Here is a 21,982-nt window from a genome sequence, read left to right on the forward strand (position 1 = left end):
CAAGCATTCAAAAACCTTGATATTATGCGTTTTATAATGGAAATATATTTAGTTGTTTCGTAAAATTGAGTTTTTCAAATTGGTTTATAACCCCTTATCCAAGCTTTCTCCTACTGTTCTTCATGTTCGGATAAAAAATAATAAGTCATAGTACCGAAGATTGATCCTACTCCAAGTCCTACTAGTAGGAAAAAAGCGATCATTTTGAGTTCTAAAAACTGCAAGAAGAAATCTATGATCGAGTGATTTTCAAAAAGTACTTTTTTAGAAAATAGGATAAATAAGTAGAGAGTTGTGATGCTAGTTCCAACTAACCAACTTCTTAACTTGATTTGCTGCTTGCTGTAAGTGATTTGTGGAATCTCGGATTGATCATCATCTTCTAAGTGGAGCCCTCTAGTAGAATATCTTGCCTTGAGACTGAGGGCAAAAATCATCAAGAAGTAGAGATAGGGCATAGCCATTCGAACGATTTCTATAAAGCGTCCGAACAAAATATAGAATAGGAAGAGAAGGAAGGAAGAGTAAAAGATTTGGACCATGGAACGGGCACAAGCCTTGTAGATGACCTCTTGACGGCATTCATCAAAGGGTCCTTGGATATGAAAGAAATTTCGAAGTAAGCGAGTTGTTAAGTCTTCTTTTTTCATGGTAGGGACCTCTTAATAACATTGTTTTTGATTAACTTCTTTAAAGAGTTGATAGAGAGTATAGAAGTAGACTAGACTAAAAACAATACAGATGGTTAGAAATAGTAGATATCTCCAATCCATAGAATTCGTTATCAGTTGTGGGAAAGATACGAGGATAAAGCAGAGAGATGCGTTTAAGAGGCGTCTTTTTTTTGATTTAATTTTCTGTAATCTTTGTCCTTTGTTCAAGACAGGAAGGGCTAAGAGGAAGATAATCAGAAAAGGACGCGTAATTTGGCCATAAACTAGGAAAACTGTCATAAAGATACTGATCAAAATATGGCTGAGAATTAAAGTTAATAGTGATTTCATAAGTTTCCTCCTAATCGTCGTCTTGATCTTCTCTAGCTTTTTGAATACGAAGAGTGACGACAATATGCACTGTTAATACGAAAAAGAAGGCTGCAACGATGGTTGACAAAATACTTCTTGTATTCAAAAGAGCGGTAAGATAGCTTTTGCTATCATCCATTAGGATATGGAGAAGTGGTATGCCAAAGAACATAAAGATTCCATAGAAAAGTCCAGCTTTAAGGCCAGGATTACGTAACTGTTTCTTTTCCTTCTGGCTCAACATATCAGGATCGATAGCAGCAATACCAGTTTTTTTAGTTTGACTAGTGACATAGAAAGCACAAACCATGGAAATCAGAAAGATAATGATTGGATATCCAAAAGCGACTACTTGGGGATATCTAAAAGAAAGGACAAAGGGAATAAGATTGCCTAAAGTCATGAGGTAAAAGAGAACCATAAAGATATTATTCCCGATGTGGTCAGCCTCGCGCCGTTTGTGTTCATCAAGTGGCCCTGAAATGCCATAGATACGTTTGATCAATTTTTCATTGAGGGGTTCTTTTTTCATTTTTCTTCTCCTTTTTAAAAATCATCCTCCCAAAAGAGACTGTTGAGGTCAGTTTGGAGGCTGCGGGCGAGATTGAGACAGAGTTCCAAGGTTGGATTGTACTTGTCGTTTTCAATCATGTTGATAGTTTGCCTCGAGACACCGATATCCTTGGCAAGTTCGAGTTGGGACTTGCCCAGTTCCTTGCGGAATTCTTTCACACGATTCATGCTTCCTCCTTTTTATTTATGTCACATATATTTGACTATAGTATATTCTTTTGAAAATAAAATGTCAACTATTTTTGACATATTTTTAAAAGAATGTTGATGAGAATATTTCCATTATAAAATCTTCTAGCAATTTTATGGTATAATGGAGAAAAGTACAGAATTATAAGAGTGAATTGGATAGACTGAAAGCTATCCACTAAAGAAAGAGCAGAAAATGAACCATAAGATTGCAATTTTATCAGACATTCATGGTAACACGACGGCCTTGGCTGGAGTGCTTGAAGACGCTAAAAATTTGGGGGCGACTGAATATTGGCTTCTGGGAGATATTTTTCTTCCTGGGCCGGGAGCAAATGACTTGGTGGCTCTTTTGAAAGACCTACCCATTACAGCATCGGTTCGAGGGAACTGGGATGATTGTGTCTTAGAGGCTTTAGATGGGCAATATGGTCTAGAAGATCCCGAAGAAATTCAGTTTCTCAGGATGACTCAGTATCTGATGGAGCGCATAAACCCCGAGCATATTGATTGGTTGAGAAAGCTACCTATGATAGCCAAGAAAGAAGTCGAAGGCTTGCGCTTCTCACTTTCTCATAATTTGCCTGAGAAAAATTATGGTGGTGATTTGCTGGTTGAAAATGATACCGAAAAATTTGACCAGCTACTTGATGAAACTACTGATGTAGCCGTCTATGGACATGTTCATAAACAGCTCTTGCGTTATGGTAGCCAAGGGCAACAAATCATCAATCCAGGTTCGATTGGTATGCCTTATTTTAACTGGAAAGAGCTGAAAAATCACCGAGCCCAGTATGCCTTACTTGAGATTGAAAATGGTGAATTGGTCAATATCCAATTTCGTAAGGTTGCCTATGACTATGAAGCAGAGTTAGAATCAGCCAAGGAAAAAGGCCTTCCTTTTATCGAAATGTACGAAGAACTACGTCGAGAAGGCAACTATCGGGGACACAATCTAGAACTCTTAGCTAGTCTAATTGAAAAGCATGGATATGTAGAGGATGTCAAGGATTATTTTGATTTTTTGTAAAAGGTGCTTTAACGAACAGATACTAAATAAACGATTGGACTAGCCAATCGTTTTTAATATATCTTATTGTAATTGAGATTGATCTGGTAGGTAAGAACCACCGAGGTAAGTCTTGCTGAGTTTTTCAAGGGTTCCATCTTGGTAGAGTTCTTTGAGAACCTTGTCAAATTGTTCTTTAAATTCTTTTTGGTCGCTTGCAAAGATAATTTAGCTGTTTGGATTATCATTGCTTTCCAAGTCAACTACATTCAAGTTTAAACAACGGTCTTGGATAATTTTTTGAAAATATTCGATAAATTTATTAAAGATTTTATAAATAGTGAACTCAATGAGCTTTTTAGCTTCAATAATTCGGTAAATGTTTGACAATGAAATTATTTTATTTTAAAATACAGGTATCATAAAACTATTTAAAGGAGATAGTCATGAAAAAACTTCTTACTGCGGGCCTTGTGCTCTTATCAGTTGCAACTTTAGCAGCTTGTGGAAATAAATCTTCTGATTCTGCAAGTAAAGCTTCAAGCTCGACTGAACAAACATCAGCTTCATCAAAAACAGATAACTCAAAGACAAACACATCTGAAGTTACTCTTCTAACAGATGAAGAAATTGACAACGCTAAAACAATTGGAGATATGAAAACTCTTTTTGGTAAGTTGATTGACGGCTATAAGAAATATGTTGAAGAAATCGGTGACAAAGTTCCTGAGGCTCAAAAAGATGCTTATAAACAACAAGTAGAGCCTGCCCTTAACTCACTAGAGACTTCAAGAAAAGCGTTTAATGATGGCTTGTCAAGCGCAGGTTCTGACGATACAGAAATGCCTGCAGAAGCACGTACTGTCTTTCTCCAACAGTTGAAGACTGCACGTGATGGCATGAAACAAGCGATTGAATCTGCAAGTAAAATTGTATCAGCGCAATAATATGAGTAAAGTAGGCGACTAATCGTCTACTTTTTCTTGTGCAGAAAGTTTTTATTATGGCTTACAACTAAATCGAAAAGCTTGTAATTCCTGATTAAGAGTTGGGATAAAGATCTCTACATTATGAAAAAACTCTGCAAGCTCTTTCAAAATATGGTAAAATGGAAGCAGTAGAAATAGAAAAGGAAATCAATTATGAAATTTCTTGAGTTAAATAAAAAACGTCATGCGACAAAGCATTTTATTGATAAACCGGTTGATCCCAAGGATGTTCGAACAGCTATTGAAATCGCAACCTTGGCACCAAGCGCTCACAACAGTCAGCCTTGGAAGTTTGTTGTGGTTCGCGAGAGAAATGCTGAGCTAGCAAAATTGGCTTACGGTTCAAACTTTGAGCAAGTAGCATCTGCCCCTGTAACCATTGCCTTGTTTACTGATACAGACCTAGCCAAACGCGCTCGCAAGATTGCCCGTGTAGGTGGAGCAAAGAACTTCTCAGAAGAACAACTACAGTACTTTATGAAAAATCTTCCAGCAGAATTTGCACGTTATAACGAACAGCAAGTCAGTGACTACTTGGCTCTTAATGCTGGGCTTGTAGCTATGAACTTGGTCCTTGCATTGACTGACCAAGGAATCGGATCAAACATTATCCTTGGTTTTGACAAATCAAAAGTCAATGAAGTCTTGGAAATCGAAGGACGCTTCCGTCCAGAGCTCTTGATTACAGTGGGATACACAGATGAGAAGTTAGAACCAAGTTACCGCTTGCCAGTTGATGAAATTATCGAAAAAAGATAGGAAGAAAAAAATGACAGTTATTGATTTTACAGCAGAAGTAGAAAAACGTAAAGAAGACCTCTTGGCTGACTTGTTTAGCCTTTTGGAAATCAACTCAGAACGTGATGACAGCAAGGTAGATGCGCAACATCCATTTGGACCTGGACCAGTAAAAGCTTTGGAGAAATTCCTTGAAATCGCTGACCGTGATGGCTACCCAACAAAAAATGTTGACAACTATGCAGGACATTTTGAGTTTGGTGAAGGTGAAGAAGTTCTTGGAATTTTTGCCCACATGGATGTAGTGCCAGCAGGTAGCGGTTGGGACACTGATCCTTATACTCCAACCATCAAAGATGGTCGTCTCTATGCGCGTGGTGCTTCTGATGATAAGGGACCAACAACAGCATGTTACTATGGTTTGAAAATCATCAAAGAATTGGGACTTCCAACTTCTAAAAAAGTTCGTTTTATCGTCGGAACTGATGAAGAATCAGGTTGGGCAGATATGGACTACTACTTTGAGCATGTAGGACTTGCAAAACCAGACTTTGGCTTCTCTCCAGATGCGGAGTTCCCTATCATCAATGGTGAAAAAGGGAATATCACAGAATATCTTCACTTTGCTGGTGAAAACAAGGGTGCAGCTCGTCTCCACAGCTTCACAGGTGGTTTGCGTGAAAACATGGTACCTGAGTCAGCAACAGCTGTTGTTTCAGGTGACTTGGCTGATTTGCAAGTGAAACTAGATGCCTTTGTTGCAGAGCACAAGCTTAGAGGAGACATTCAAGAAGAGAACGGCAAGTACAAGGTTACGATTATCGGTAAATCTGCTCACGGTGCTATGCCTGCTTCAGGTGTCAATGGTGCAACTTACCTTGCTCTCTTCCTCAGCCAGTTTGCTTTTGAAGGACCTGCAAAAGACTACCTCGATATTGCTGGTAAGATTCTCTTGAATGACCATGAAGGGAAGAACTTGAAAGTGGCTCATGTGGATGAAAAGATGGGTGCCCTTTCTATGAATGCTGGTGTCTTCCGCTTTGATGAAACAAGTGCTGACAATACCATTGCCCTTAACTTCCGTTATCCAAAAGGAACAAGTCCAGAGCAAATCAAGTCAGTTCTTGAAAACTTACCAGTTGTTTCAGTTAGCTTGTCTGAACACGGACATACACCTCACTATGTTCCAATGGAAGATCCTCTTGTTAAAACTTTGCTTGATGTTTATGAAAAACAAACAGGTCTTAAAGGTCACGAACAAGTCATCGGTGGTGGAACATTTGGACGTTTGTTAGAGCGTGGTGTCGCTTACGGTGCTATGTTCCCAGATTCTATCGATACTATGCACCAAGCCAACGAATTTATCGCCTTGGATGATCTCTTCAGTGCAGCAGCTATCTACGCTGAAGCTATTTACGAATTGATCAAATAATGATATAGAAGTCTGAGATTTAATGCTTAGACTTCTTTTTGGAGGAGAAAATGTCTCAAATTGAAAGAATCAAGCAAGCTATTATAGAGGATCCACAGAATGCCAGCTATACTAAGCAAGGCATCCAACCTCTTTTTGCAGCACCAAAGACTGCTCGAATCAATATCATTGGGCAGGCACCTGGTCTCAAAACTCAAGAAGCAGGACTTTACTGGAAGGATAAAAGTGGGGATCGTTTGCGAGAATGGTTGGGTGTGGATGAAGACACGTTTTATAACTCAGGTTACTTTGCAGTCATGCCTATGGATTTTTACTTTCCAGGACATGGAAAATCGGGTGACCTGCCACCTCGTCCAGGTTTTGCAGAAAAATGGCATCCAGAACTCTTGAAGGAATTGCCAGATATTCAATTAACACTCTTGATTGGTCAGTATGCCCAAGCCTACTATCTACATGAGAAAGTTAGTGGCAAGGTAACAGACCGTGTGCATCGATTTAAAGATTATTTGCCTGATTATTTCCCTCTGGTACACCCATCACCACGTAATCAAATCTGGATGAAGAAAAATCCTTGGTTTGAGGCAGAAGTGGTGCCTGACTTGAAAGATAGAATACAAAAAATTCTCGGAGAAGAAAAATGAAAGAAATTACTTTTAACAATTTTTACCAGCTTTATCAGAAAGAGGCGCTTTCTGTATTGGATGTGAGAGAAGTAGAGGAATTTGAGGTTCTTCATTTAGAAGGTGCTCGTAATTTCCCTCTCAGTCAACTGGCAGATACTTATGAGCAACTAGATAAAACCCAGCCTTACTATGTGATTTGTAAGTCAGGAATGCGTTCAGCACGTGCCTGCCAATTTTTAGCAGAACAAGGCTATGAGGTCATCAATGTCCAAGGTGGCATGGATGCCTTTGAATAAGAAAAATTTCCTTCGAAACCTTTAAAAAATGGGAAGGCTTCGAAGGATTTTTTTGCATTAAAATTCGGAAAATTGAAAACATTTCAGAATTGTTTCGTGACAGCCTTTTCTAGACTTTAATCATGTTATACTAAGAAAGTATTTTATTTTTAATAAGGAGAGTTTATGGCTAAAAAAGGTGCTTTAACAGGATTACTCCTGTTTGGAATATTTTTTGGAGCAGGTAACTTGATTTTCCCTCCAACTCTAGGCGCACAGTCTGGAGAAAACTTTCTCCCTGCCATTGCAGGATTTGTATTTTCAGGTGTTGGGATTGCCGTCCTAACCTTAATCATTGGAACCCTTAATCCAAAGGGCTATATCTATGAAATTTCTAAGAAAATTTCACCATGGTTTGCGACAATTTATCTTGCAGCTTTGTACTTGTCGATTGGTCCATTCTTTGCCATTCCACGTACAGCAACGACATCATTTGAAGTTGGTATTAGTCCGCTATTAGATCAAGCAGATAAAGGTTTAGGTTTGATTGTCTTCACCGTTCTATACTTTGTTGCAGCATACTTAATCGCGCTTAATCCTTCAAAGATTTTGGATCGTATCGGCCGTGTTCTGACTCCAGTTTTTGCCATCTTAATTGTTATTCTGGTTATCCTTGGAGCTTACAAGTATGGTGGGAACGCACCACAAGCGGCTTCAGGAGCTTATCAAGCTTCCGCCTTTGGAGCTGGTTTCTTAGAAGGATACAATACACTTGACGCGCTTGCTTCGGTTGCCTTCAGTGTTATTGCAGTACAAACCTTGAAACAACTTGGTTTTTCAAACAAGAAAGAGTACATTTCAACCATTTGGGTGGTTGGAATCGTTGTAGCTCTTGGATTTAGTGCTCTCTACATCGGTCTAGGTTTCTTGGGCAATCATTTCCCAGTAACAGAAGAAGCAATGAAGAGCGGAACTCCTGGAGTTTATATCTTGTCTCAAGCGACTCAAGAAATCTTTGGTTCTACTGCTCAGCTTTTCCTTGCGGCTATGGTAACCGTTACTTGCTTTACAACGACTGTAGGGTTGATTGTATCAACTGCTGAGTTCTTTAACGGACGTTTCCCACAAATCAGCTACAAGGTTTATGCGACTGTCTTTACCTTGATTGGTTTTGCCATTGCAAATCTTGGTTTGAGTGCTATTGTTAAGTACTCTGTACCAGTTCTCGTTATTTTGTACCCAATTACGATTGCCATTGTCATGATTGTGATTGTGAACAAGTTTGTTGCTCTTTCTAAACCAGGAATGCAATTAACTGTTGGTATTGTCACAGCCATTGCTATTGCAAGTGTTTTAGGATCTACTTTTAAAGTTGAGATCCTTGCAAATATCGTGAACGCTCTACCATTTGCGGAGGCTTCTCTGCCATGGTTGGTACCAGCTATTATCGGAATTCTACTTTCTCTTGTTCTTCCAAATAAACAAGAAAGTGAAGCTTTTGAAATGGAATAGAAAAAAACTTGGCATCGGCCAAGTTTTTTCTATTTAGTCTTAGTTGCTTAGTTTTTTTCTGTATAACCAAGGTCTGTTAACATTTTCTTAGAAGCTTTAAAACTTACGTTTTTTCCAACGCCTGAGTATTCTTCTGGTAGAGCTTTTCTAAGTTCGTCAATGCTTGCAACTGAAAGATCGATTTCAAGATCTTGAACGACTTTACCATCTTTAACTTCGATTGAGAAAGTTACCCCTTTAAGTCCCTTATAGCCTTTGTAGGTTTCTTCAAGAACACTTTTTACAGCATCTGCTGTATTATTGAGGACTTCAGGATCAGCGACATTATGAGCAGTTTGTTTGACAACATTATCACCGTCAACCGTATATGTTAAGGTTGATACGACACCAGGCTGAGAATCGTTCACAAAGGTAGCAGTTTTTAATTCTGATTTCTTTTCAAAGGCAAGGCTAAGAAAAGTGTCGTTTTGAAATATTTGTTCATTTTGTATTCCTTTCATCATAATACTTTACTTAATTTTATCATAGATTAATTTTAAAATCAAAGTATTTAAGTTTTTCTTTTTTGCACATACTAAGATGGGAAAAGTGATATAATGGTAACGAGAGGTGAAAAAATGAATCAAACTGTAGAATATATCAAAGAACTAACTGCTATTGCATCGCCGACAGGTTTTACGCGTGAAATTACGAATTATCTAGTTGAGACGCTTGAAAAACTAGGCTATCAACCAGTCCGCACGGCTAAGGGTGGTGTCAACGTCACTGTTAAAGGTAAAAATGACGAGCAACAACGCTATGTGACTGCTCATGTGGATACTCTGGGAGCTATCGTCCGTGCTGTAAAACCAGACGGTCGTCTCAAGATGGACCGTATCGGTGGCTACCCTTGGAACATGATTGAAGGCGAAAACTGTACAGTCCATGTGGCTAGCACAGGAAAAACCGTTTCAGGTACGATTTTGATCCACCAAACTTCTTGTCACGTTTACAAAGATGCTGGAACTGCGGAACGTACACAGGACAATATGGAAGTGCGTTTGGATGAAAAAGTTACCAACGAAAAAGAAACACGCTCACTCGGTATCGAAGTTGGAGACTTTATCAGTTTTGACCCACGAACTGTCGTGACTGAGACAGGCTTTATCAAGTCTCGTCATTTGGATGACAAGGTCAGCGCAGCTATTCTCCTTAATCTCCTCAAAGTCTACAAAGAAGAAGAGATTGAACTTCCTGTCACTACGCATTTTGCCTTTTCAGTCTTTGAAGAAGTGGGGCATGGTGCTAACTCAAGTATCCCTAGTCAAGTTGTTGAGTACCTAGCAGTAGACATGGGAGCAATGGGAGATGATCAGCAGACAGACGAGTACACAGTCTCTATATGTGTCAAGGATGCTTCAGGTCCTTATCACTACGAATTCCGTCAACATCTGGTTGCTTTAGCAAAAGAGCAGGACATTCCATTTAAACTAGATATCTATCCATTTTACGGTTCGGATGCTTCTGCAGCCATGTCAGCTGGAGCAGAGGTCAAGCACGCCCTTCTCGGAGCTGGTATTGAATCTAGTCACTCATACGAGCGTACTCATATTGATTCTGTTGTAGCAACTGAACGTATGGTTGATGCCTATCTCAAGAGTGAGTTGGTGAACTAGGATGTGCCTCATCTGTCAACGAATTGAACTCATCAAGTCTGGTGACAATCCCTACTTTGTGAAAGAACTGGAAACAGGCTATGTTGTCATTGGAGATCACCAGTATTTTGAAGGTTACACTCTATTCTTAGCCAAGGAGCATGTCACAGAACTACACCAACTAGATCCAAGCGTTAAACTTCGCTTTCTAGAGGAAATGAGTCTGGTTCAGGAAGCTGTTTCTAAGGCTTTTTCTGCAGAAAAGATGAATGTAGAGTTGTTAGGAAATGTAGATGCACATGCCCACTGGCATATTTTTCCAAGACGAGAGGGTGATATGAAGGGACACGGTCTTAATGATCGTGGTCCAGTTTGGTGGGTTCCATGGGAAGAAATGATTGCTGAAAAATATCAAGTTAAGGGAAGCAAATTAGAAGACTTGATTGCAAGATTATCTGAGACTTTAAACCAGATGATTAAATGAAAGGATAACAGATGAAAAAAAGATACCTTATCTTATCAGGATTATTAGCCTTGACATTGGCGGCATGTTCGCAAGAAAAAACAGCAACTACAGAGGCCAAGTCTTCTACAGAACAAAAGACTGTAGAAGAAGGAACCGCGGGAAGTAAGTCTCAAGAAGCTAGTCAAAAGAAAGCAGAAGTGGTCAACAAAGGAGATCACTACAGCATTCAAGGAAAGTACGATGAGATTGTTGTCGCTAATAAGCATTATCCTATGTCAAAAGATTACAATCCAGGAGAAAATCCTACTGCAAAGGCAGAACTGTTAAAACTCATTGCAGCTATGCAACAAGCAGGTTTCCCAATTAGTGATCACTATAGTGGCTTTAGAAGTTATGAAACTCAAACTCAGCTTTATCAAAACTATGTAAATAAAGATGGCAAGGCTGAAGCTGACCGCTATTCGGCAAGACCTGGTTATAGTGAACACCAAACTGGTCTGGCTTTTGACCTGATTGAAACAAATGGAGACCTAGTCACTGAAGAAAAGGCAGCCCAATGGCTTTTGGACCATGCAGCTGACTATGGTTTTGTCGTTCGTTATCTAAAAGGTAAGGAAAAGGAAACGGGTTATATGGCTGAGGAATGGCACCTTCGCTATGTTGGCAAAGAAGCCAAAGAAATCGCAGCTAGTGGTCTCAGTTTAGAAGAGTACTATGGCTTTGAAGGTGGAGACTATGTTGATTAGTCGCAAAACATCTTGCAAGATTACTTAAATTTTGATAAAATGAATAATAATTAAATAGGAATCTGCAAGACTAGTATCTCAGGGGAAGTATATCAGGGAGGAGAGCCGTGACTGAAAGCTCTCTATATGAAAGCTGGGTGAATTCACTTGCCTATAGATTCAGAAATAAAGGTCTGACTTGTCAGATAAAAACGGATGGTACCGCGTGTCAACGCTCCGAGTGGAGTTTTTGGCATGTGGTTTTCTTTTTATCTTACGAGAGACTGATGGAGGAATTATGTCAACTATTGAAGAACAATTAAAAGCGCTTCGTGAAGAAACGTTAGCTAGCTTAAAGCAGATTTCTGCTGAAAATGAAAAAGAGATGCAAGATTTGCGTGTCTCTGTCCTTGGTAAAAAAGGTTCATTGACTGAAATCCTTAAAGGGATGAAGGATGTATCAGCAGAGATGCGCCCTGTTATCGGGAAACACGTCAATGAGGCTCGTGATGTCTTAACCGCTGCCTTTGAAGAAACAGCTAAGCTCTTGGAAGAAAAGAAAGTGGAAGCGCAATTAGCTAGTGAGAGCATCGATGTTACACTACCAGGTCGCCCAGTTGCGACAGGTCACCGTCACGTTCTCACTCAAACTAGTGAAGAAATCGAAGATATCTTCATCGGGATGGGTTACCAAGTCGTGGATGGATTTGAAGTTGAAAAAGACTACTACAACTTTGAACGTATGAATCTTCCAAAAGACCACCCAGCCCGTGATATGCAGGACACTTTCTATATCACAGAAGAAATCTTGCTCCGTACTCACACGTCTCCAGTTCAGGCGCGTGCGATGGATGCCCATGATTTTTCTAAAGGGCCTTTGAAGATGATCTCACCAGGACGTGTATTTCGTCGTGATACAGACGATGCAACCCACAGTCACCAATTCCACCAAATTGAAGGTTTGGTTGTTGGGAAAAATATCTCAATGGCGGATCTTCAAGGAACCCTTCAGTTGATTGTACAAAAAATGTTTGGCGAAGAGCGTCAAATTCGTTTGCGTCCATCTTACTTCCCATTTACTGAGCCATCTGTTGAGGTTGACGTTTCATGCTTTAAGTGTGGAGGAGCCGGCTGTAACGTATGTAAGAAAACTGGTTGGATCGAGATTATGGGTGCCGGTATGGTTCACCCACGTGTCCTTGAGATGAGTGGTATCGATGCGACTGTTTACTCTGGATTTGCCTTTGGTCTTGGACAAGAGCGTGTCGCTATGCTTCGTTACGGAATCAACGATATCCGTGGTTTCTACCAAGGCGATGTCCGCTTCTCAGAACAGTTTAAATAATGATTAGAAAAGTAGAAATAGCAGATGTTGAGGTGTTGGCAAAAATTGCCAAACAAACCTTTCGTGAAACATTTGCTCATGATAATACGGAAGAGCAGTTACAGGAATATTTTGAAGAGGCTTATAGTCTGAGAGTTTTGTCAACTGAGTTGGAAAATCCTGACTCCGAAACCTATTTCATTATGCATGAAGAGGAGATAGCCGGTTTTCTCAAAGTCAACTGGGGAAATGCTCAAACCGAGAGAGAATTAGAGAACGCTTTTGAAATTCAACGCCTCTATGTGCTACAAACATACCAAGGATTTGGACTTGGTAAGCAACTATTTGAATTCGCTTTGGAACTTGCCGAAAACAATGGTTTTTCCTGGGCTTGGCTAGGTGTTTGGGAGCATAATACAAAAGCTCAAGCATTTTATAATCGATATGGTTTTGAAAAATTTAGCCAACATCGTTTTATGGTTGGGCAGAAGGTAGATACGGATTGGTTATTGAAAAAGAAATTAAGGTAAGAAGATAATTCTTCTATATGAAATGATAGGAAAGGAAAAAAAACTAGAGTGGCAACTGTCATTCTGGGAAACTAAATTATGTTAGTATCATACAAATGGTTAAAAGAATTGGTGGACATTGATGTGCCCTCACAAGAGTTGGCTGAAAAAATGTCAACTACAGGGATCGAAGTAGAAGGTGTGGAATCACCAGCTGCTGGTCTCTCAAAAATTGTCGTCGGAGAAGTCTTGTCTTGCGAAGATGTGCCAGAAACACACTTGCATGTCTGCCAAGTCAATGTGGGTGAAGAAGAAGCCCGTCAAATCGTCTGTGGAGCACCAAATGTGCGTGCAGGTATCAAGGTTATGGTGGCTCTTCCAGGTGCTCGCATTGCTGATAACTACAAGATTAAAAAAGGGAAAATCCGTGGTTTAGAATCTCTCGGAATGATCTGTTCACTTGGTGAATTAGGGATTTCTGACTCTGTTGTACCGAAAGAATTTGCAGATGGCATCCAAATCTTGCCAGATGATGCAGTTCCAGGTGAGGAAGTCTTCTCTTACCTAGACTTGGATGATGAAATCATCGAGCTTTCCATCACTCCAAACCGTGCAGACGCTCTTTCTATGCGTGGGGTAGCTTACGAAGTAGCCGCTATCTATGACAAGGCAGTCAATTTTAAAGAATTTACTTTAACAGAAACAGACCAAGCTGCAGCAGATGCTCTTTCAGTCAACATTGACACAGACAAGGCTCCTTACTATGCGGCTCGTATCTTGGACAATGTGACTATCGCACCAAGTCCACAATGGTTGCAAAACCTCCTCATGAACGAAGGCATCCGTCCCATCAATAACGTGGTGGACGTGACCAACTATATCCTTCTTTACTTTGGTCAACCAATGCATGCCTTTGACTTGGACACCTTTGAAGGGACTGACATCCGCGTACGTGAAGCGCGTGCTGGTGAAAAATTGGTGACCTTGGATGGCGAAGAGCGTGAACTTGCAGAAACTGACTTAGTCATTACTGTTGCTGATAAACCTGTTGCCCTTGCAGGTGTCATGGGTGGACAAGCTACAGAAATCTCTGAAAAGTCTACTCGTGTAGTTCTTGAAGCTGCTGTCTTCAATGGCAAATCTATCCGTAAGACAAGTGGTCGCCTCAATCTTCGATCAGAATCATCTTCACGCTTTGAAAAAGGGATCAATGTGGCAACCGTTAATGAAGCCCTTGATGCAGCAGCAAGCATGATTGCTGAATTGGCTGGTGCGACAGTGCGTAAGGGAATCGTTTCAGCAGGCCAGTTGGATACATCTGATGTAGATGTTTCTTCAACCCTTGCTGACGTCAACCGTGTCCTCGGTACAGAGCTTTCCTACGCAGATGTAGAGGATGTCTTCCGTCGTCTTGGCTTCGGTCTTTCTGGAAATGCAGAAAGCTTTACAGTCAGCGTCCCACGTCGTCGTTGGGATATCACTATCGAGGCTGACCTTTTTGAAGAAATCGCTCGTATCTATGGTTATGACCGCTTGCCAACTAGTCTTCCAAAAGATGATGGAACAGCTGGTGAATTGACTGCGACACAAAAACTCCGCCGTCAAGTTCGTACCATCGCTGAGGGAGCAGGTTTGACAGAAATTATCACCTATGCTCTAACAACTCCTGAAAAAGCAGTCGAGTTTACGATTCAGCCAAGTCATTTGACAGAATTGATGTGGCCAATGACTGTGGACCGTTCAGTTCTCCGTCAAAATATGGTTTCAGGTATTTTGGATACAGTTGCCTACAACGTAGCGCGTAAGAACAAAAACTTGGCTCTTTATGAAATTGGAAAAGTCTTCGAGCAAATCGGTAATCCAAAAGAAGAATTGCCAAATGAAATCAATAGCTTTGCCCTTGCCTTGACTGGCTTAGTTGCTGAAAAATACTTCCAAACAGCAGCAGTTCCTGTTGACTTCTTCTATGCCAAGGGAATTTTGGAAGCTCTCTTTGCTCGCTTGGGTCTTGAAGTGACTTATACAGCAACCTCTGAAATCGCTAGCCTTCACCCAGGACGTACAGCCTTGATTTCACTCGGTGACCAAGTCCTTGGTTTCCTCGGTCAAGTACATCCTGTTACAGCTAAAGCTTACGATATTCCAGAAACTTATGTAGCAGAGCTCAACCTTTCAGCTATCGAGAAAGCTCTTCAACCAGCAGCTCCATTTGTGGAAATTACTAAATTCCCAGCAGTCAGCCGTGATATCGCCCTTCTCCTCAAAGCAGAAGTGACTCACCAAGATGTGGTTGATGCCATCAAATCTGCAGGCGTGAAACGTTTGACAGCTATCAAACTCTTTGATGTCTTCTCAGGTGAAAAACTAGGACTTGGTATGAAGTCAATGGCTTATAGCTTGACCTTCCAAAATCCAGAAGATAGCTTAACGGACGAAGAAGTCGCACGCTACATGGAAAAAATTCAAGCATCACTTGAAGAAAAAGTGAATGCAGAAGTGCGTTAACAGTCTATAATCCATCCCTAGGGATGGATTTTTTAGTACAAAAAATCATCAAGCTTTAGCCTGATGATTGAATCAAATTGACGGGGAAACAACTCCTTTTTAATACTGTTACAAGATGATCAGACATCGATGTTTTTTGTCATCCAATCAGATAAGAAGTGGTAAGTATCTTGTCGCTTGATTTCGTTCAGAATTTCGTGACGAGCCTCTTCAACTACTCGGACGCTTACTTTCGAATGTGAAGCCTTTAGGAGTTTTACAAATCTTTCTATACCTTTACCATTTTCTCCCAGAGGGTCTTCTTGTCCTGAAATAACGAGAATGGGAAGTTGGGCTGGAATCTCATCGATTACTTGCTTACTAGCTACTTGATTAGAGAAGTAAAAAATGGATCTGTACATGGGAATAGTAGGGATGAATTGACAGAATGGATCCTTCAGATAAGCTTGGTTAGATTCTTCATTTTTTGAGAGCCAATCTACGGATGTTTTAGGATTTTTAATACTACGGTTAAAACTGTCAGTGGACAGGTAGGTTAGAAGTTTACTACGGTGTTTATTCCCTTTTATAAGTCGGATGCATTCTGTTAGGATGAGAGCAAATCGAGTTAGAAACAGAGGTTGTTGACCAGTCGCCATGATAATCAAGGCATTGATAGGTGGTTTTCGCTTAGCTACATAATAGCGACACATAAGAGAACCCATAGAATGCCCTAGAAGGACGATTGGAAGTTCTGGATAGCTTTCTTGAATAAAAGAGGTCACTCTTTCAATATCATCGATGAGTTCCTCGGGAGATTCAGGAAAGACTCCGAGTTGACTTGGATTTTGAGCAGTATAGCCGTGGCCGAGATGATCATGGCCGATAACAGTAAAGCCTTCGTTATTCATGGCTAGAGCAAATTCTTCATATCGTTCTACGTATTCTACCATGCCATGTACAATCTGAAGAACGGCTTTTGGCTGTTCAGCTTCCCAAATGATTAAGTTATTGTTGTTTGGTTCGAGTTTAAGTCTTTTTTTCATATCAGATTCCTTGCCGATGATAATCGATAGTCTATCAAAAATATACCATAAAATAGTACGATAAGCTAGGCAGAATGATGAAGATTAGTAGTAACAATTCAGGACTGAAAATGAACATTTGAGGACATAGCCAACGGATTTATCAAGAGATGAGTATAATAAAGTTATCACTTAATACTCTTCAAAAATCAAATTCAAACCACGTCAGCTTCGTCTTGCCGTACTCAAGTACAGCCTGCGGCTCGCTTCCTAGTTTGCTCTTTGATTTTTATTGAGTATAAAAATCTGGAGGACTAAAATGCTTGGTGATGAGCCAATAAAGTCCTTATCCAGTAAATATCCTTCTTGAAATCAAGATTTAAAAATGTACATAAATCATTGTAAAGGCTATCAAAAAGGAGTATAATGAGTACAATAAATTTCGGAGGTGGATGATGCTCGAAGTAAGAAATCTAGAGAAAAGTTTTGGGTCTAAGCAAGTTTTGTTTGGTGTTGACTTTCAAGCACAACCAGGGCGTATTTTGGGGCTGGTTGGGAAAAATGGAGCTGGGAAAACAACTATTTTTCACAGTATTTTGAAATTTTTAGACTATCAAGGGGAGATTGAGCTTGATGGTCAAGATATTCGTCAGGAGACTTATGCTCGCATTGGTTATCTCCCTGAAGAACGTAGTCTTATGCCTAAATTGACAGTCCTTGAACAAGTTCGTTACTTGGCGACCCTAAAAGGCATGGACACCAAGGAAATCAAAGAAAAACTCCCTCAATGGATGGAAAAACTGGAAGTCAAGGGAAAACTGACGGACAAGATTAAGAGTCTCTCAAAAGGAAATCAACAGAAAATTCAACTGATCATTACTCTGATTCATGAGCCAGACTTGATTATCCTAGATGAGCCTTTTAGTGGCTTGGATCCAGTCAATACCGAACTTCTTAAGCGGGTTATCTTGAAAGAAAAAGAGCGTGGAGCAACCATTATCTTTTCTGACCATGTCATGACCAATGTCGAAGAACTTTGTGATGATATCCTCATGATTCGTGATGGGCGTGTCGTCTTGCATGGACCGGTTCAAGAGGTTCGCAATCAATACGGGAAAACACGACTTTTTGTTTCAAGTGAACGAAGCAAGGAAGAACTGGAGAGTCTTCCTCATGTTAAACAGGTTAGCTTGACCAAGCAAGGTAGTTGGAAGTTGATTTTAGATGATGAAAGTGCAGGTAGAGAACTCTTCCCAATCTTGACTCAAGGTCAATATATCGCGACCTTTGACCAACAAGCTCCAACAATCGATGAAATCTTTAAACTAGAATCAGGGGTGGAAGTATGAGAAATATGTGGGTTGTAATCAAAGAAACCTATCTAAGACATGTCAAGTCGTGGAGTTTCTTCTTTATGGTGATTTCGCCTTTCCTCTTTTTAGGTCTATCTGGAGGAATTGGTGTTCTCCAAGGTTCTTCCTTGGCTCAAAATAGTAAGGTAGCAGTAGTTAGTTCTGTTCCTCTTGTTACAGAAGAACTTAAATCGACCAATGGTCTTAACTTTGACTATAAGGATGAAGCGAGTGCCCAAGAAGCCATCAAGGATGAAAAAATAAAAGGCTATCTAACCATTGACCAGGAGAACAGTATCCTCAAGGCAGTCTATCATGGTGAAACTTCACTAGAGAGTGGCATTAAGTTAGCAGTAACCGCTAAGTTGAATGAACTCCAATCCCAACTCAACCGTTCAGAAGCAAATTTGTCTCAGGAACAGGAAAAACGCTTGGCTCAAACGGTTCAATTTACAGAACAGATTGATGAAGCCAAGGAAAATAAAAAGTTGGTTCAAACCTTTGCGGCTGCAGGACTGGGTTTCTTCCTCTATATGATTTTGATTACTTACGCTAGTGTCACTGCTCAAGAAGTAGCCAGCGAGAAAGGAACCAAAATCATGGAAGTGGTCTTCTCAAGCATTCGTGCTAGCCATTATTTCTACGCACGCATGATTGCCTTACTTCTAGTCATTTTGACTCATATTGGTATTTATGTCGTTGGTGGTCTTGGAGCTATCTTATTCTTTAAGGATATGCCTATCTTGGCTAATTCAGGTATTCTAAATCACTTGGGAGAGGCTTTCTCGCTTAACACCTTATTATTTATCTTAGTCAGTCTTTTCATGTATGTAGTCTTGGCAGCCTTCTTAGGTTCTATGGTTTCACGACCCGAAGACTCTGGTAAGGCCTTATCGCCTTTGATGCTTTTGATTATGGTAGGTTTCATTGGAGTAACTGTCTTAGGAACTTCTGGGGATAATTTGATCTTGAAAATCGGTTCTTACATTCCATTCGTTTCAACCTTCTTTATGCCTTTCAGAGCTATCAATGGATACGCTAATGGACTAGAAGCTTGGATTTCGCTTGCTATAACGGTTATTTTTGCAGTTACTGCAACAGCCTTTATCGGACGCATGTATGCTAGTTTGGTCCTTCAAACGGATGATTTGGGGATCTGGAAAACCTTTAAACGAGCTCTAAGTTATCACTAAAAGAGGAGTCTGGGACAAAAAGATTTTGCTTTTAGGAATTCTTTATTATAAATTTTAAAAATCGATAGATTAGACAAAAAAAGCGAACAAAACAGTATTCTGAGTGTCAGATAACTCGTTTTGTTCGCTTTTTATATTTAAGGTTAGACTTTTGTCTCAGACTCTTTTGCTTTGCGGATTCATTGCTGTCTGGTCTTCTTTACTTTATAATGAAAGAAGAATGAAAAGGAGGAGGACATGAACTATATTGATGTTGCTGAAAATGAGTGTTTATTAATCATTGTCCTTGGGATGATGCTGATCAGCCAGATGAGTGAAGATGAGGTGGAGGTGGCTTTGTCGATTGGCATCAACACCTTTGACCTAGCGGATATCTATGGCTATGGCCAGTGTGAGGTCCTGCTGGGTAAAGTTTTCAAGCGCCGTTCGAATCTTAGGAACCAGATTTAGTAGACCAGATTTCACTTGTATCAGTGAGCTGTTTTTTTTTATGCTTTACAGATTTTTCTTGACAAGTTTTTTTTGTTATGGTATTCTTTTAGGTAACAAGTGTTGCGCAACAAATGTTGCGTTAAAGGAGTATTATGCCACCAAAGGTTAAATTTAGTAAAGAGGCCATGATTAGGATAGCTTTACAATTGGTTAGAGAAGAGGGAATGTCTAGTTTGACGGCTAGAGCATTAGCAGAGAAACTGGGCGCTACACCAAGAGTCATTTTTGGGCAATTTGCTAATATGTCTGAGTTACAAGCAGAGGTTATTATTGCTGCGGAAATGGTCGTGGTGGAGTATATACGCAAGGCTTTAGAAGATGAGAAGCCTTTTCGATCTGTCGGGGTTGCTTATATCCTTTTTGCCTCAAAAGAGCCCCAACTTTTTCAATTGCTTTTCCAAAATCCTAGCAAAGATCCGATTCGTCGCTTTCAAGATTTTCTTCCCATGAAGGATCATAGTTACCAATTGGTTCTGGATTCGATTGTCGCAGACTATCCTTTGACTGTAGAGGAGGCTAGTCGCTTGTACCAGCATCTATTTATCTACTCACACGGGATGGCCTCTATGGTTGCTTCTGGTATTTATCAATTCAGCATGGAAGAAGTAATTGGATTACTGACAGAGGTTTGTCAATCGCTCATCAAAGAAATGGTAGGAAAGAAATGATTCAACTAGAAAATGTTCACAAAAGTTACGGCCAGACTAAGGTCTTAAAAGGGATTGATTTGCAGATTCAAGACCAGGATGATGTAGTTATCCTAGGTCCTTCTGGATCAGGCAAGTCAACTCTCTTAAACGTATTGTCAGGATTAGAGAAGGTAGACGAGGGGCATATCCTCATTCAAGCACAAGATTTATCACAACTCACGGATGCTCAATTGACAGCCTTTAGACGTGAGAAGATTGCCTTTATTTTCCAGCAGTATTATCTATTGCCGAATATAACGGTCAGACAGAATGTAAAGATGGGAGCTGACCTGGCAGACAATCATGATTTTTTGCAGATTATCGAGGATTTGGGACTTGGCGATAAGCTGGACAAGTATCCGAGTGAATTGTCAGGTGGGGAACAACAGAGAGTCTCCATTGCTCGGGCCTTGGCCAAAAAGCCAGAGATTCTTTTCTTAGATGAGCCGACGGGAGCCCTGGATGAAGAAACGGGGCGCAAGATTCTCGACTATATCTGGAAGTTAAAGAAAAAGCTTGGTTTTACCCTCATCATGGTGACGCACAACCAAAATATTGCGGATATGGCCAGAACCATCATTCGTGTCAATAGCGGCAATATCACCGAAGTTGTGACCAATGATCAGCCTCAGACTGCCTATGAGATTGGATGGTAAGCCATGTTTTCAGTAAAAGATATTCGAAAATTAGTTGTCGTCAGTATTATTGGGGCCTGTGCCGTATTTGTGGCCAATCTCTTCTTGAATTTTTACCTGGATATCGAGCAGTTGGAGATTTCTAAAACCAATCCGATGATTCAGACCTACTATGATGCCCAGGTTTCGCTTTCCTGGATGGTGGCCATGGTCAGTGGGGTTGTCTTGTCCTTAACATCGATCCTTCTCATGTGTTTTTATATCAAACAATTTGTCGATGACCACAAGGAACAATTAGGAATTTTAAAGGCCTTGGGTTATAGCAATGGCCAGTTGGCTAAACGATTTTGGGCTTTTGGACTAAGTTTTGGAGTTGGAGCGCTTCTTGGCTATTTAGCTTCCTTTCTCATGATGGGACATTTTTATGACTTTCGCAATGAGAGGGGGATTTTGCCAGAAATTACCATTCATTTTCACTGGCAGCTCTTGGTCGCTTTAGTGATACTGCCAACGACTTTCTTTATGGTTCTTGCAATTGGCTATGCTAGAAGACAACTACAAACTCCGGCCCTTCGCCTATTGAAAAAATCCCCAACACCGATTAAGGTCAAAAGGAAAAAAAGTGCTCCTAAGAAAGAAAAATCCTTCCTAAAAGAGCTGTCTTCGTCGCTGATTTGGGGGAGAAAATCGATCCTGTTTTTTGTGGTCTTTGGCTCCATGTGTTTCGCGGCCATGGTTCAATTGTCCTTTGGCCTAAGGGACTACACAGATGACATCATCCAAACCATGATGATCATGATTGGCTTGATCCTTTCTTTCTCTATTCTCTTTTTGTCATTGGGGATTGTCGTCTCAGAAAGTCGCGAAACCTTGGCTCTTATGAAGGCTTTTGGCTACACAGATCGTGAATGCCAAGGTCATATCCTATCTCCCTATCGTTTCTGGGCCTATCTAGGATTTGTTCTTGGGACGGCTTATCAGTACAGTATCATGGAAATCTTGATCGGTGTGATCAAAGATACGGTTCCTGAAAAGATTGAGCATCACTTTGATGGGAATGTTTGCTTCTGGACTTTGATCGGTTTTGCT

The 21,982-nt window shown here is 40.3% G+C and carries 24 protein-coding genes and 2 pseudogenes; 19 read left to right on the plus strand and 7 right to left on the minus strand.

The genetic code is table 11. The features are described 5' to 3' along the window. Positions 1-110: 110 nt before the first annotated feature. From ADH90_RS09720 to ADH90_RS09735, 4 genes are read right to left on the minus strand one after another with little or no spacing between them, the layout of a single operon-like run. Complete coding sequence (locus tag ADH90_RS09720) at positions 111-650, minus strand: DUF3278 domain-containing protein (protein ID WP_049531102.1); 540 nt, start codon at positions 648-650, stop codon at positions 111-113. Positions 651-662: 12 nt separating this feature from the next. Then, on the minus strand, positions 663-1,004 hold the full coding sequence (locus tag ADH90_RS09725) for a hypothetical protein (protein WP_049531103.1): 342 nt from the start codon (positions 1,002-1,004) through the stop codon (positions 663-665). A 10-nt stretch (positions 1,005-1,014) separates the two neighbouring features. Next, entirely contained in the window at positions 1,015-1,557 is a 543-nt protein-coding gene (locus ADH90_RS09730) for a DUF3278 domain-containing protein (RefSeq protein WP_049531104.1), read from the minus strand. A gap of 14 nt (positions 1,558-1,571) precedes the next feature. Continuing rightward, complete coding sequence (locus tag ADH90_RS09735; protein ID WP_006152985.1) at positions 1,572-1,766, minus strand: helix-turn-helix transcriptional regulator; 195 nt, start codon at positions 1,764-1,766, stop codon at positions 1,572-1,574. A gap of 217 nt (positions 1,767-1,983) precedes the next feature. Here ADH90_RS09735 and ADH90_RS09740 point away from each other — a divergent pair, with 217 nt between their 5' ends. Further along, positions 1,984-2,817, plus strand: a complete 834-nt coding sequence (locus tag ADH90_RS09740) for a metallophosphoesterase family protein (protein WP_049531105.1) — start codon at positions 1,984-1,986, stop codon at positions 2,815-2,817. A 63-nt stretch (positions 2,818-2,880) separates the two neighbouring features. Here ADH90_RS09740 and ADH90_RS11015 read toward each other — a convergent pair. After that, a pseudogene (locus ADH90_RS11015) lies at positions 2,881-3,099 on the minus strand (amino acid ABC transporter substrate-binding protein); the annotation flags it as partial. A 143-nt stretch (positions 3,100-3,242) separates the two neighbouring features. Between ADH90_RS11015 and ADH90_RS09745 the strand changes: the two are divergent. The 6 genes from ADH90_RS09745 (at position 3,243) to brnQ (ending at position 8,365) form a co-directional block, all read left to right on the plus strand. Beyond that, on the plus strand, positions 3,243-3,743 hold the full coding sequence (locus ADH90_RS09745; protein ID WP_000735549.1) for a hypothetical protein: 501 nt from the start codon (positions 3,243-3,245) through the stop codon (positions 3,741-3,743). Positions 3,744-3,938: 195 nt separating this feature from the next. Continuing rightward, positions 3,939-4,544 carry a nitroreductase family protein gene (locus tag ADH90_RS09750; RefSeq protein ID WP_049531107.1) on the plus strand — a complete coding sequence of 202 codons (606 nt, stop codon included), beginning with the start codon at positions 3,939-3,941 and terminating at the stop codon, positions 4,542-4,544. Positions 4,545-4,554: 10 nt separating this feature from the next. Further along, entirely contained in the window at positions 4,555-5,955 is a 1,401-nt protein-coding gene (gene pepV, locus ADH90_RS09755) for a dipeptidase PepV (protein ID WP_049531108.1), read from the plus strand. Positions 5,956-6,005: 50 nt separating this feature from the next. Beyond that, positions 6,006-6,596 (plus strand): uracil-DNA glycosylase family protein, encoded by a 591-nt coding sequence (locus ADH90_RS09760; protein WP_049531109.1) that lies wholly within the window; start codon positions 6,006-6,008, stop codon positions 6,594-6,596. Next, positions 6,593-6,874 carry a rhodanese-like domain-containing protein gene (locus ADH90_RS09765; protein ID WP_049531110.1) on the plus strand — a complete coding sequence of 94 codons (282 nt, stop codon included), beginning with the start codon at positions 6,593-6,595 and terminating at the stop codon, positions 6,872-6,874. The genes ADH90_RS09760 and ADH90_RS09765 overlap by 4 nt, the downstream gene beginning before the upstream one ends. A gap of 165 nt (positions 6,875-7,039) precedes the next feature. After that, positions 7,040-8,365 (plus strand): branched-chain amino acid transport system II carrier protein, encoded by a 1,326-nt coding sequence (gene brnQ, locus ADH90_RS09770; protein ID WP_049531111.1) that lies wholly within the window; start codon positions 7,040-7,042, stop codon positions 8,363-8,365. 47 nt (positions 8,366-8,412) lie between these two features. Here the strand turns inward: brnQ and ADH90_RS09775 are convergent, their stop codons facing one another. Continuing rightward, a complete protein-coding gene (locus tag ADH90_RS09775; protein ID WP_239682003.1) occupies positions 8,413-8,865 on the minus strand; it encodes a DUF1307 domain-containing protein in 453 nt (150 codons plus the stop codon). Positions 8,866-8,982: 117 nt separating this feature from the next. Here ADH90_RS09775 and ADH90_RS09780 point away from each other — a divergent pair, with 117 nt between their 5' ends. From ADH90_RS09780 to pheT, 6 genes are all read left to right on the plus strand, one after another. Then, a complete protein-coding gene (locus tag ADH90_RS09780; RefSeq protein WP_049531112.1) occupies positions 8,983-10,020 on the plus strand; it encodes a M42 family metallopeptidase in 1,038 nt (345 codons plus the stop codon). 1 nt (position 10,021) lies between these two features. Continuing rightward, positions 10,022-10,483 carry an HIT family protein gene (locus ADH90_RS09785; RefSeq protein ID WP_049531113.1) on the plus strand — a complete coding sequence of 154 codons (462 nt, stop codon included), beginning with the start codon at positions 10,022-10,024 and terminating at the stop codon, positions 10,481-10,483. Positions 10,484-10,494: 11 nt separating this feature from the next. Then, on the plus strand, positions 10,495-11,211 hold the full coding sequence (gene ldcB, locus ADH90_RS09790) for an LD-carboxypeptidase LdcB/DacB (protein ID WP_049531114.1): 717 nt from the start codon (positions 10,495-10,497) through the stop codon (positions 11,209-11,211). Positions 11,212-11,488: 277 nt separating this feature from the next. Then, the gene (pheS, locus tag ADH90_RS09795) at positions 11,489-12,535 is read left to right on the plus strand and encodes a phenylalanine--tRNA ligase subunit alpha (protein ID WP_049531115.1); all 1,047 of its coding nucleotides are present in this window, start codon (positions 11,489-11,491) and stop codon (positions 12,533-12,535) included. Then, positions 12,535-13,044, plus strand: a complete 510-nt coding sequence (locus tag ADH90_RS09800; RefSeq protein WP_049531116.1) for a GNAT family N-acetyltransferase — start codon at positions 12,535-12,537, stop codon at positions 13,042-13,044. Before pheS ends, ADH90_RS09800 begins: the two co-directional genes overlap by 1 nt. A gap of 78 nt (positions 13,045-13,122) precedes the next feature. Then, on the plus strand, positions 13,123-15,528 hold the full coding sequence (gene pheT / locus ADH90_RS09805; protein ID WP_049531118.1) for a phenylalanine--tRNA ligase subunit beta: 2,406 nt from the start codon (positions 13,123-13,125) through the stop codon (positions 15,526-15,528). Between the two features lie 119 nt (positions 15,529-15,647). Here pheT and ADH90_RS09810 read toward each other — a convergent pair whose 3' ends face one another. Then, positions 15,648-16,553 (minus strand): alpha/beta fold hydrolase, encoded by a 906-nt coding sequence (locus ADH90_RS09810; protein WP_065427228.1) that lies wholly within the window; start codon positions 16,551-16,553, stop codon positions 15,648-15,650. A gap of 434 nt (positions 16,554-16,987) precedes the next feature. Between ADH90_RS09810 and ADH90_RS09815 the strand changes: the two genes are divergently transcribed. The 6 genes and pseudogenes from ADH90_RS09815 to ADH90_RS09840 form a co-directional block, all read left to right on the plus strand. Beyond that, complete coding sequence (locus ADH90_RS09815; RefSeq protein WP_049531119.1) at positions 16,988-17,881, plus strand: ABC transporter ATP-binding protein; 894 nt, start codon at positions 16,988-16,990, stop codon at positions 17,879-17,881. After that, positions 17,878-19,077 carry an ABC transporter permease gene (locus tag ADH90_RS09820; protein ID WP_049531120.1) on the plus strand — a complete coding sequence of 400 codons (1,200 nt, stop codon included), beginning with the start codon at positions 17,878-17,880 and terminating at the stop codon, positions 19,075-19,077. The genes ADH90_RS09815 and ADH90_RS09820 overlap by 4 nt, the downstream gene beginning before the upstream one ends. A gap of 237 nt (positions 19,078-19,314) precedes the next feature. Next, positions 19,315-19,524, plus strand: a pseudogene (locus ADH90_RS10645) (aldo/keto reductase); the annotation flags it as partial. A 137-nt stretch (positions 19,525-19,661) separates the two neighbouring features. After that, positions 19,662-20,237 carry a TetR/AcrR family transcriptional regulator gene (locus ADH90_RS09830; protein WP_049531121.1) on the plus strand — a complete coding sequence of 192 codons (576 nt, stop codon included), beginning with the start codon at positions 19,662-19,664 and terminating at the stop codon, positions 20,235-20,237. Continuing rightward, positions 20,234-20,914 (plus strand): ABC transporter ATP-binding protein, encoded by a 681-nt coding sequence (locus tag ADH90_RS09835; protein WP_049530093.1) that lies wholly within the window; start codon positions 20,234-20,236, stop codon positions 20,912-20,914. The genes ADH90_RS09830 and ADH90_RS09835 overlap by 4 nt, the downstream gene beginning before the upstream one ends. A gap of 3 nt (positions 20,915-20,917) precedes the next feature. Continuing rightward, positions 20,918-21,982 (plus strand): FtsX-like permease family protein (locus ADH90_RS09840; protein WP_049530094.1); only part of this gene is annotated, 1,065 nt, incomplete at its 3' end.

This window comes from Streptococcus pseudopneumoniae, from assembly GCF_001073085.1.
GTDB lineage: Bacteria > Bacillota > Bacilli > Lactobacillales > Streptococcaceae > Streptococcus > Streptococcus pseudopneumoniae_M.

Excerpts from the sequence above, each read along its gene's own strand:
- pheS (WP_049531115.1), top strand. The coding sequence starts at position 11,489 with ATGTCAACTATTGAAGAACAATTAAAAGCGCTTCGTGAAGAAACGTTA.
- ADH90_RS09800 (WP_049531116.1), top strand. The coding sequence starts at position 12,535 with ATGATTAGAAAAGTAGAAATAGCAGATGTTGAGGTGTTGGCAAAAATT.
- ADH90_RS09830 (WP_049531121.1), top strand. The coding sequence starts at position 19,662 with ATGCCACCAAAGGTTAAATTTAGTAAAGAGGCCATGATTAGGATAGCT.
- ADH90_RS09745 (WP_000735549.1), top strand. The coding sequence starts at position 3,243 with ATGAAAAAACTTCTTACTGCGGGCCTTGTGCTCTTATCAGTTGCAACT.
- ADH90_RS09810 (WP_065427228.1), bottom strand. The coding sequence starts at position 16,553 with ATGAAAAAAAGACTTAAACTCGAACCAAACAACAATAACTTAATCATT.
- ADH90_RS09835 (WP_049530093.1), top strand. The coding sequence starts at position 20,234 with ATGATTCAACTAGAAAATGTTCACAAAAGTTACGGCCAGACTAAGGTC.
- ADH90_RS09780 (WP_049531112.1), top strand. The coding sequence starts at position 8,983 with ATGAATCAAACTGTAGAATATATCAAAGAACTAACTGCTATTGCATCG.
- ADH90_RS09820 (WP_049531120.1), top strand. The coding sequence starts at position 17,878 with ATGAGAAATATGTGGGTTGTAATCAAAGAAACCTATCTAAGACATGTC.
- pheT (WP_049531118.1), top strand. The coding sequence starts at position 13,123 with ATGTTAGTATCATACAAATGGTTAAAAGAATTGGTGGACATTGATGTG.
- ADH90_RS09730 (WP_049531104.1), bottom strand. The coding sequence starts at position 1,557 with ATGAAAAAAGAACCCCTCAATGAAAAATTGATCAAACGTATCTATGGC.
- pepV (WP_049531108.1), top strand. The coding sequence starts at position 4,555 with ATGACAGTTATTGATTTTACAGCAGAAGTAGAAAAACGTAAAGAAGAC.
- brnQ (WP_049531111.1), top strand. The coding sequence starts at position 7,040 with ATGGCTAAAAAAGGTGCTTTAACAGGATTACTCCTGTTTGGAATATTT.
- ADH90_RS09815 (WP_049531119.1), top strand. The coding sequence starts at position 16,988 with ATGCTCGAAGTAAGAAATCTAGAGAAAAGTTTTGGGTCTAAGCAAGTT.
- ADH90_RS09720 (WP_049531102.1), bottom strand. The coding sequence starts at position 650 with ATGAAAAAAGAAGACTTAACAACTCGCTTACTTCGAAATTTCTTTCAT.
- ADH90_RS09760 (WP_049531109.1), top strand. The coding sequence starts at position 6,006 with ATGTCTCAAATTGAAAGAATCAAGCAAGCTATTATAGAGGATCCACAG.
- ADH90_RS09765 (WP_049531110.1), top strand. The coding sequence starts at position 6,593 with ATGAAAGAAATTACTTTTAACAATTTTTACCAGCTTTATCAGAAAGAG.
- ADH90_RS09750 (WP_049531107.1), top strand. The coding sequence starts at position 3,939 with ATGAAATTTCTTGAGTTAAATAAAAAACGTCATGCGACAAAGCATTTT.
- ldcB (WP_049531114.1), top strand. The coding sequence starts at position 10,495 with ATGAAAAAAAGATACCTTATCTTATCAGGATTATTAGCCTTGACATTG.
- ADH90_RS09785 (WP_049531113.1), top strand. The coding sequence starts at position 10,022 with ATGTGCCTCATCTGTCAACGAATTGAACTCATCAAGTCTGGTGACAAT.
- ADH90_RS09725 (WP_049531103.1), bottom strand. The coding sequence starts at position 1,004 with ATGAAATCACTATTAACTTTAATTCTCAGCCATATTTTGATCAGTATC.
- ADH90_RS09740 (WP_049531105.1), top strand. The coding sequence starts at position 1,984 with ATGAACCATAAGATTGCAATTTTATCAGACATTCATGGTAACACGACG.
- ADH90_RS09735 (WP_006152985.1), bottom strand. The coding sequence starts at position 1,766 with ATGAATCGTGTGAAAGAATTCCGCAAGGAACTGGGCAAGTCCCAACTC.
- ADH90_RS09775 (WP_239682003.1), bottom strand. The coding sequence starts at position 8,865 with ATGAAAGGAATACAAAATGAACAAATATTTCAAAACGACACTTTTCTT.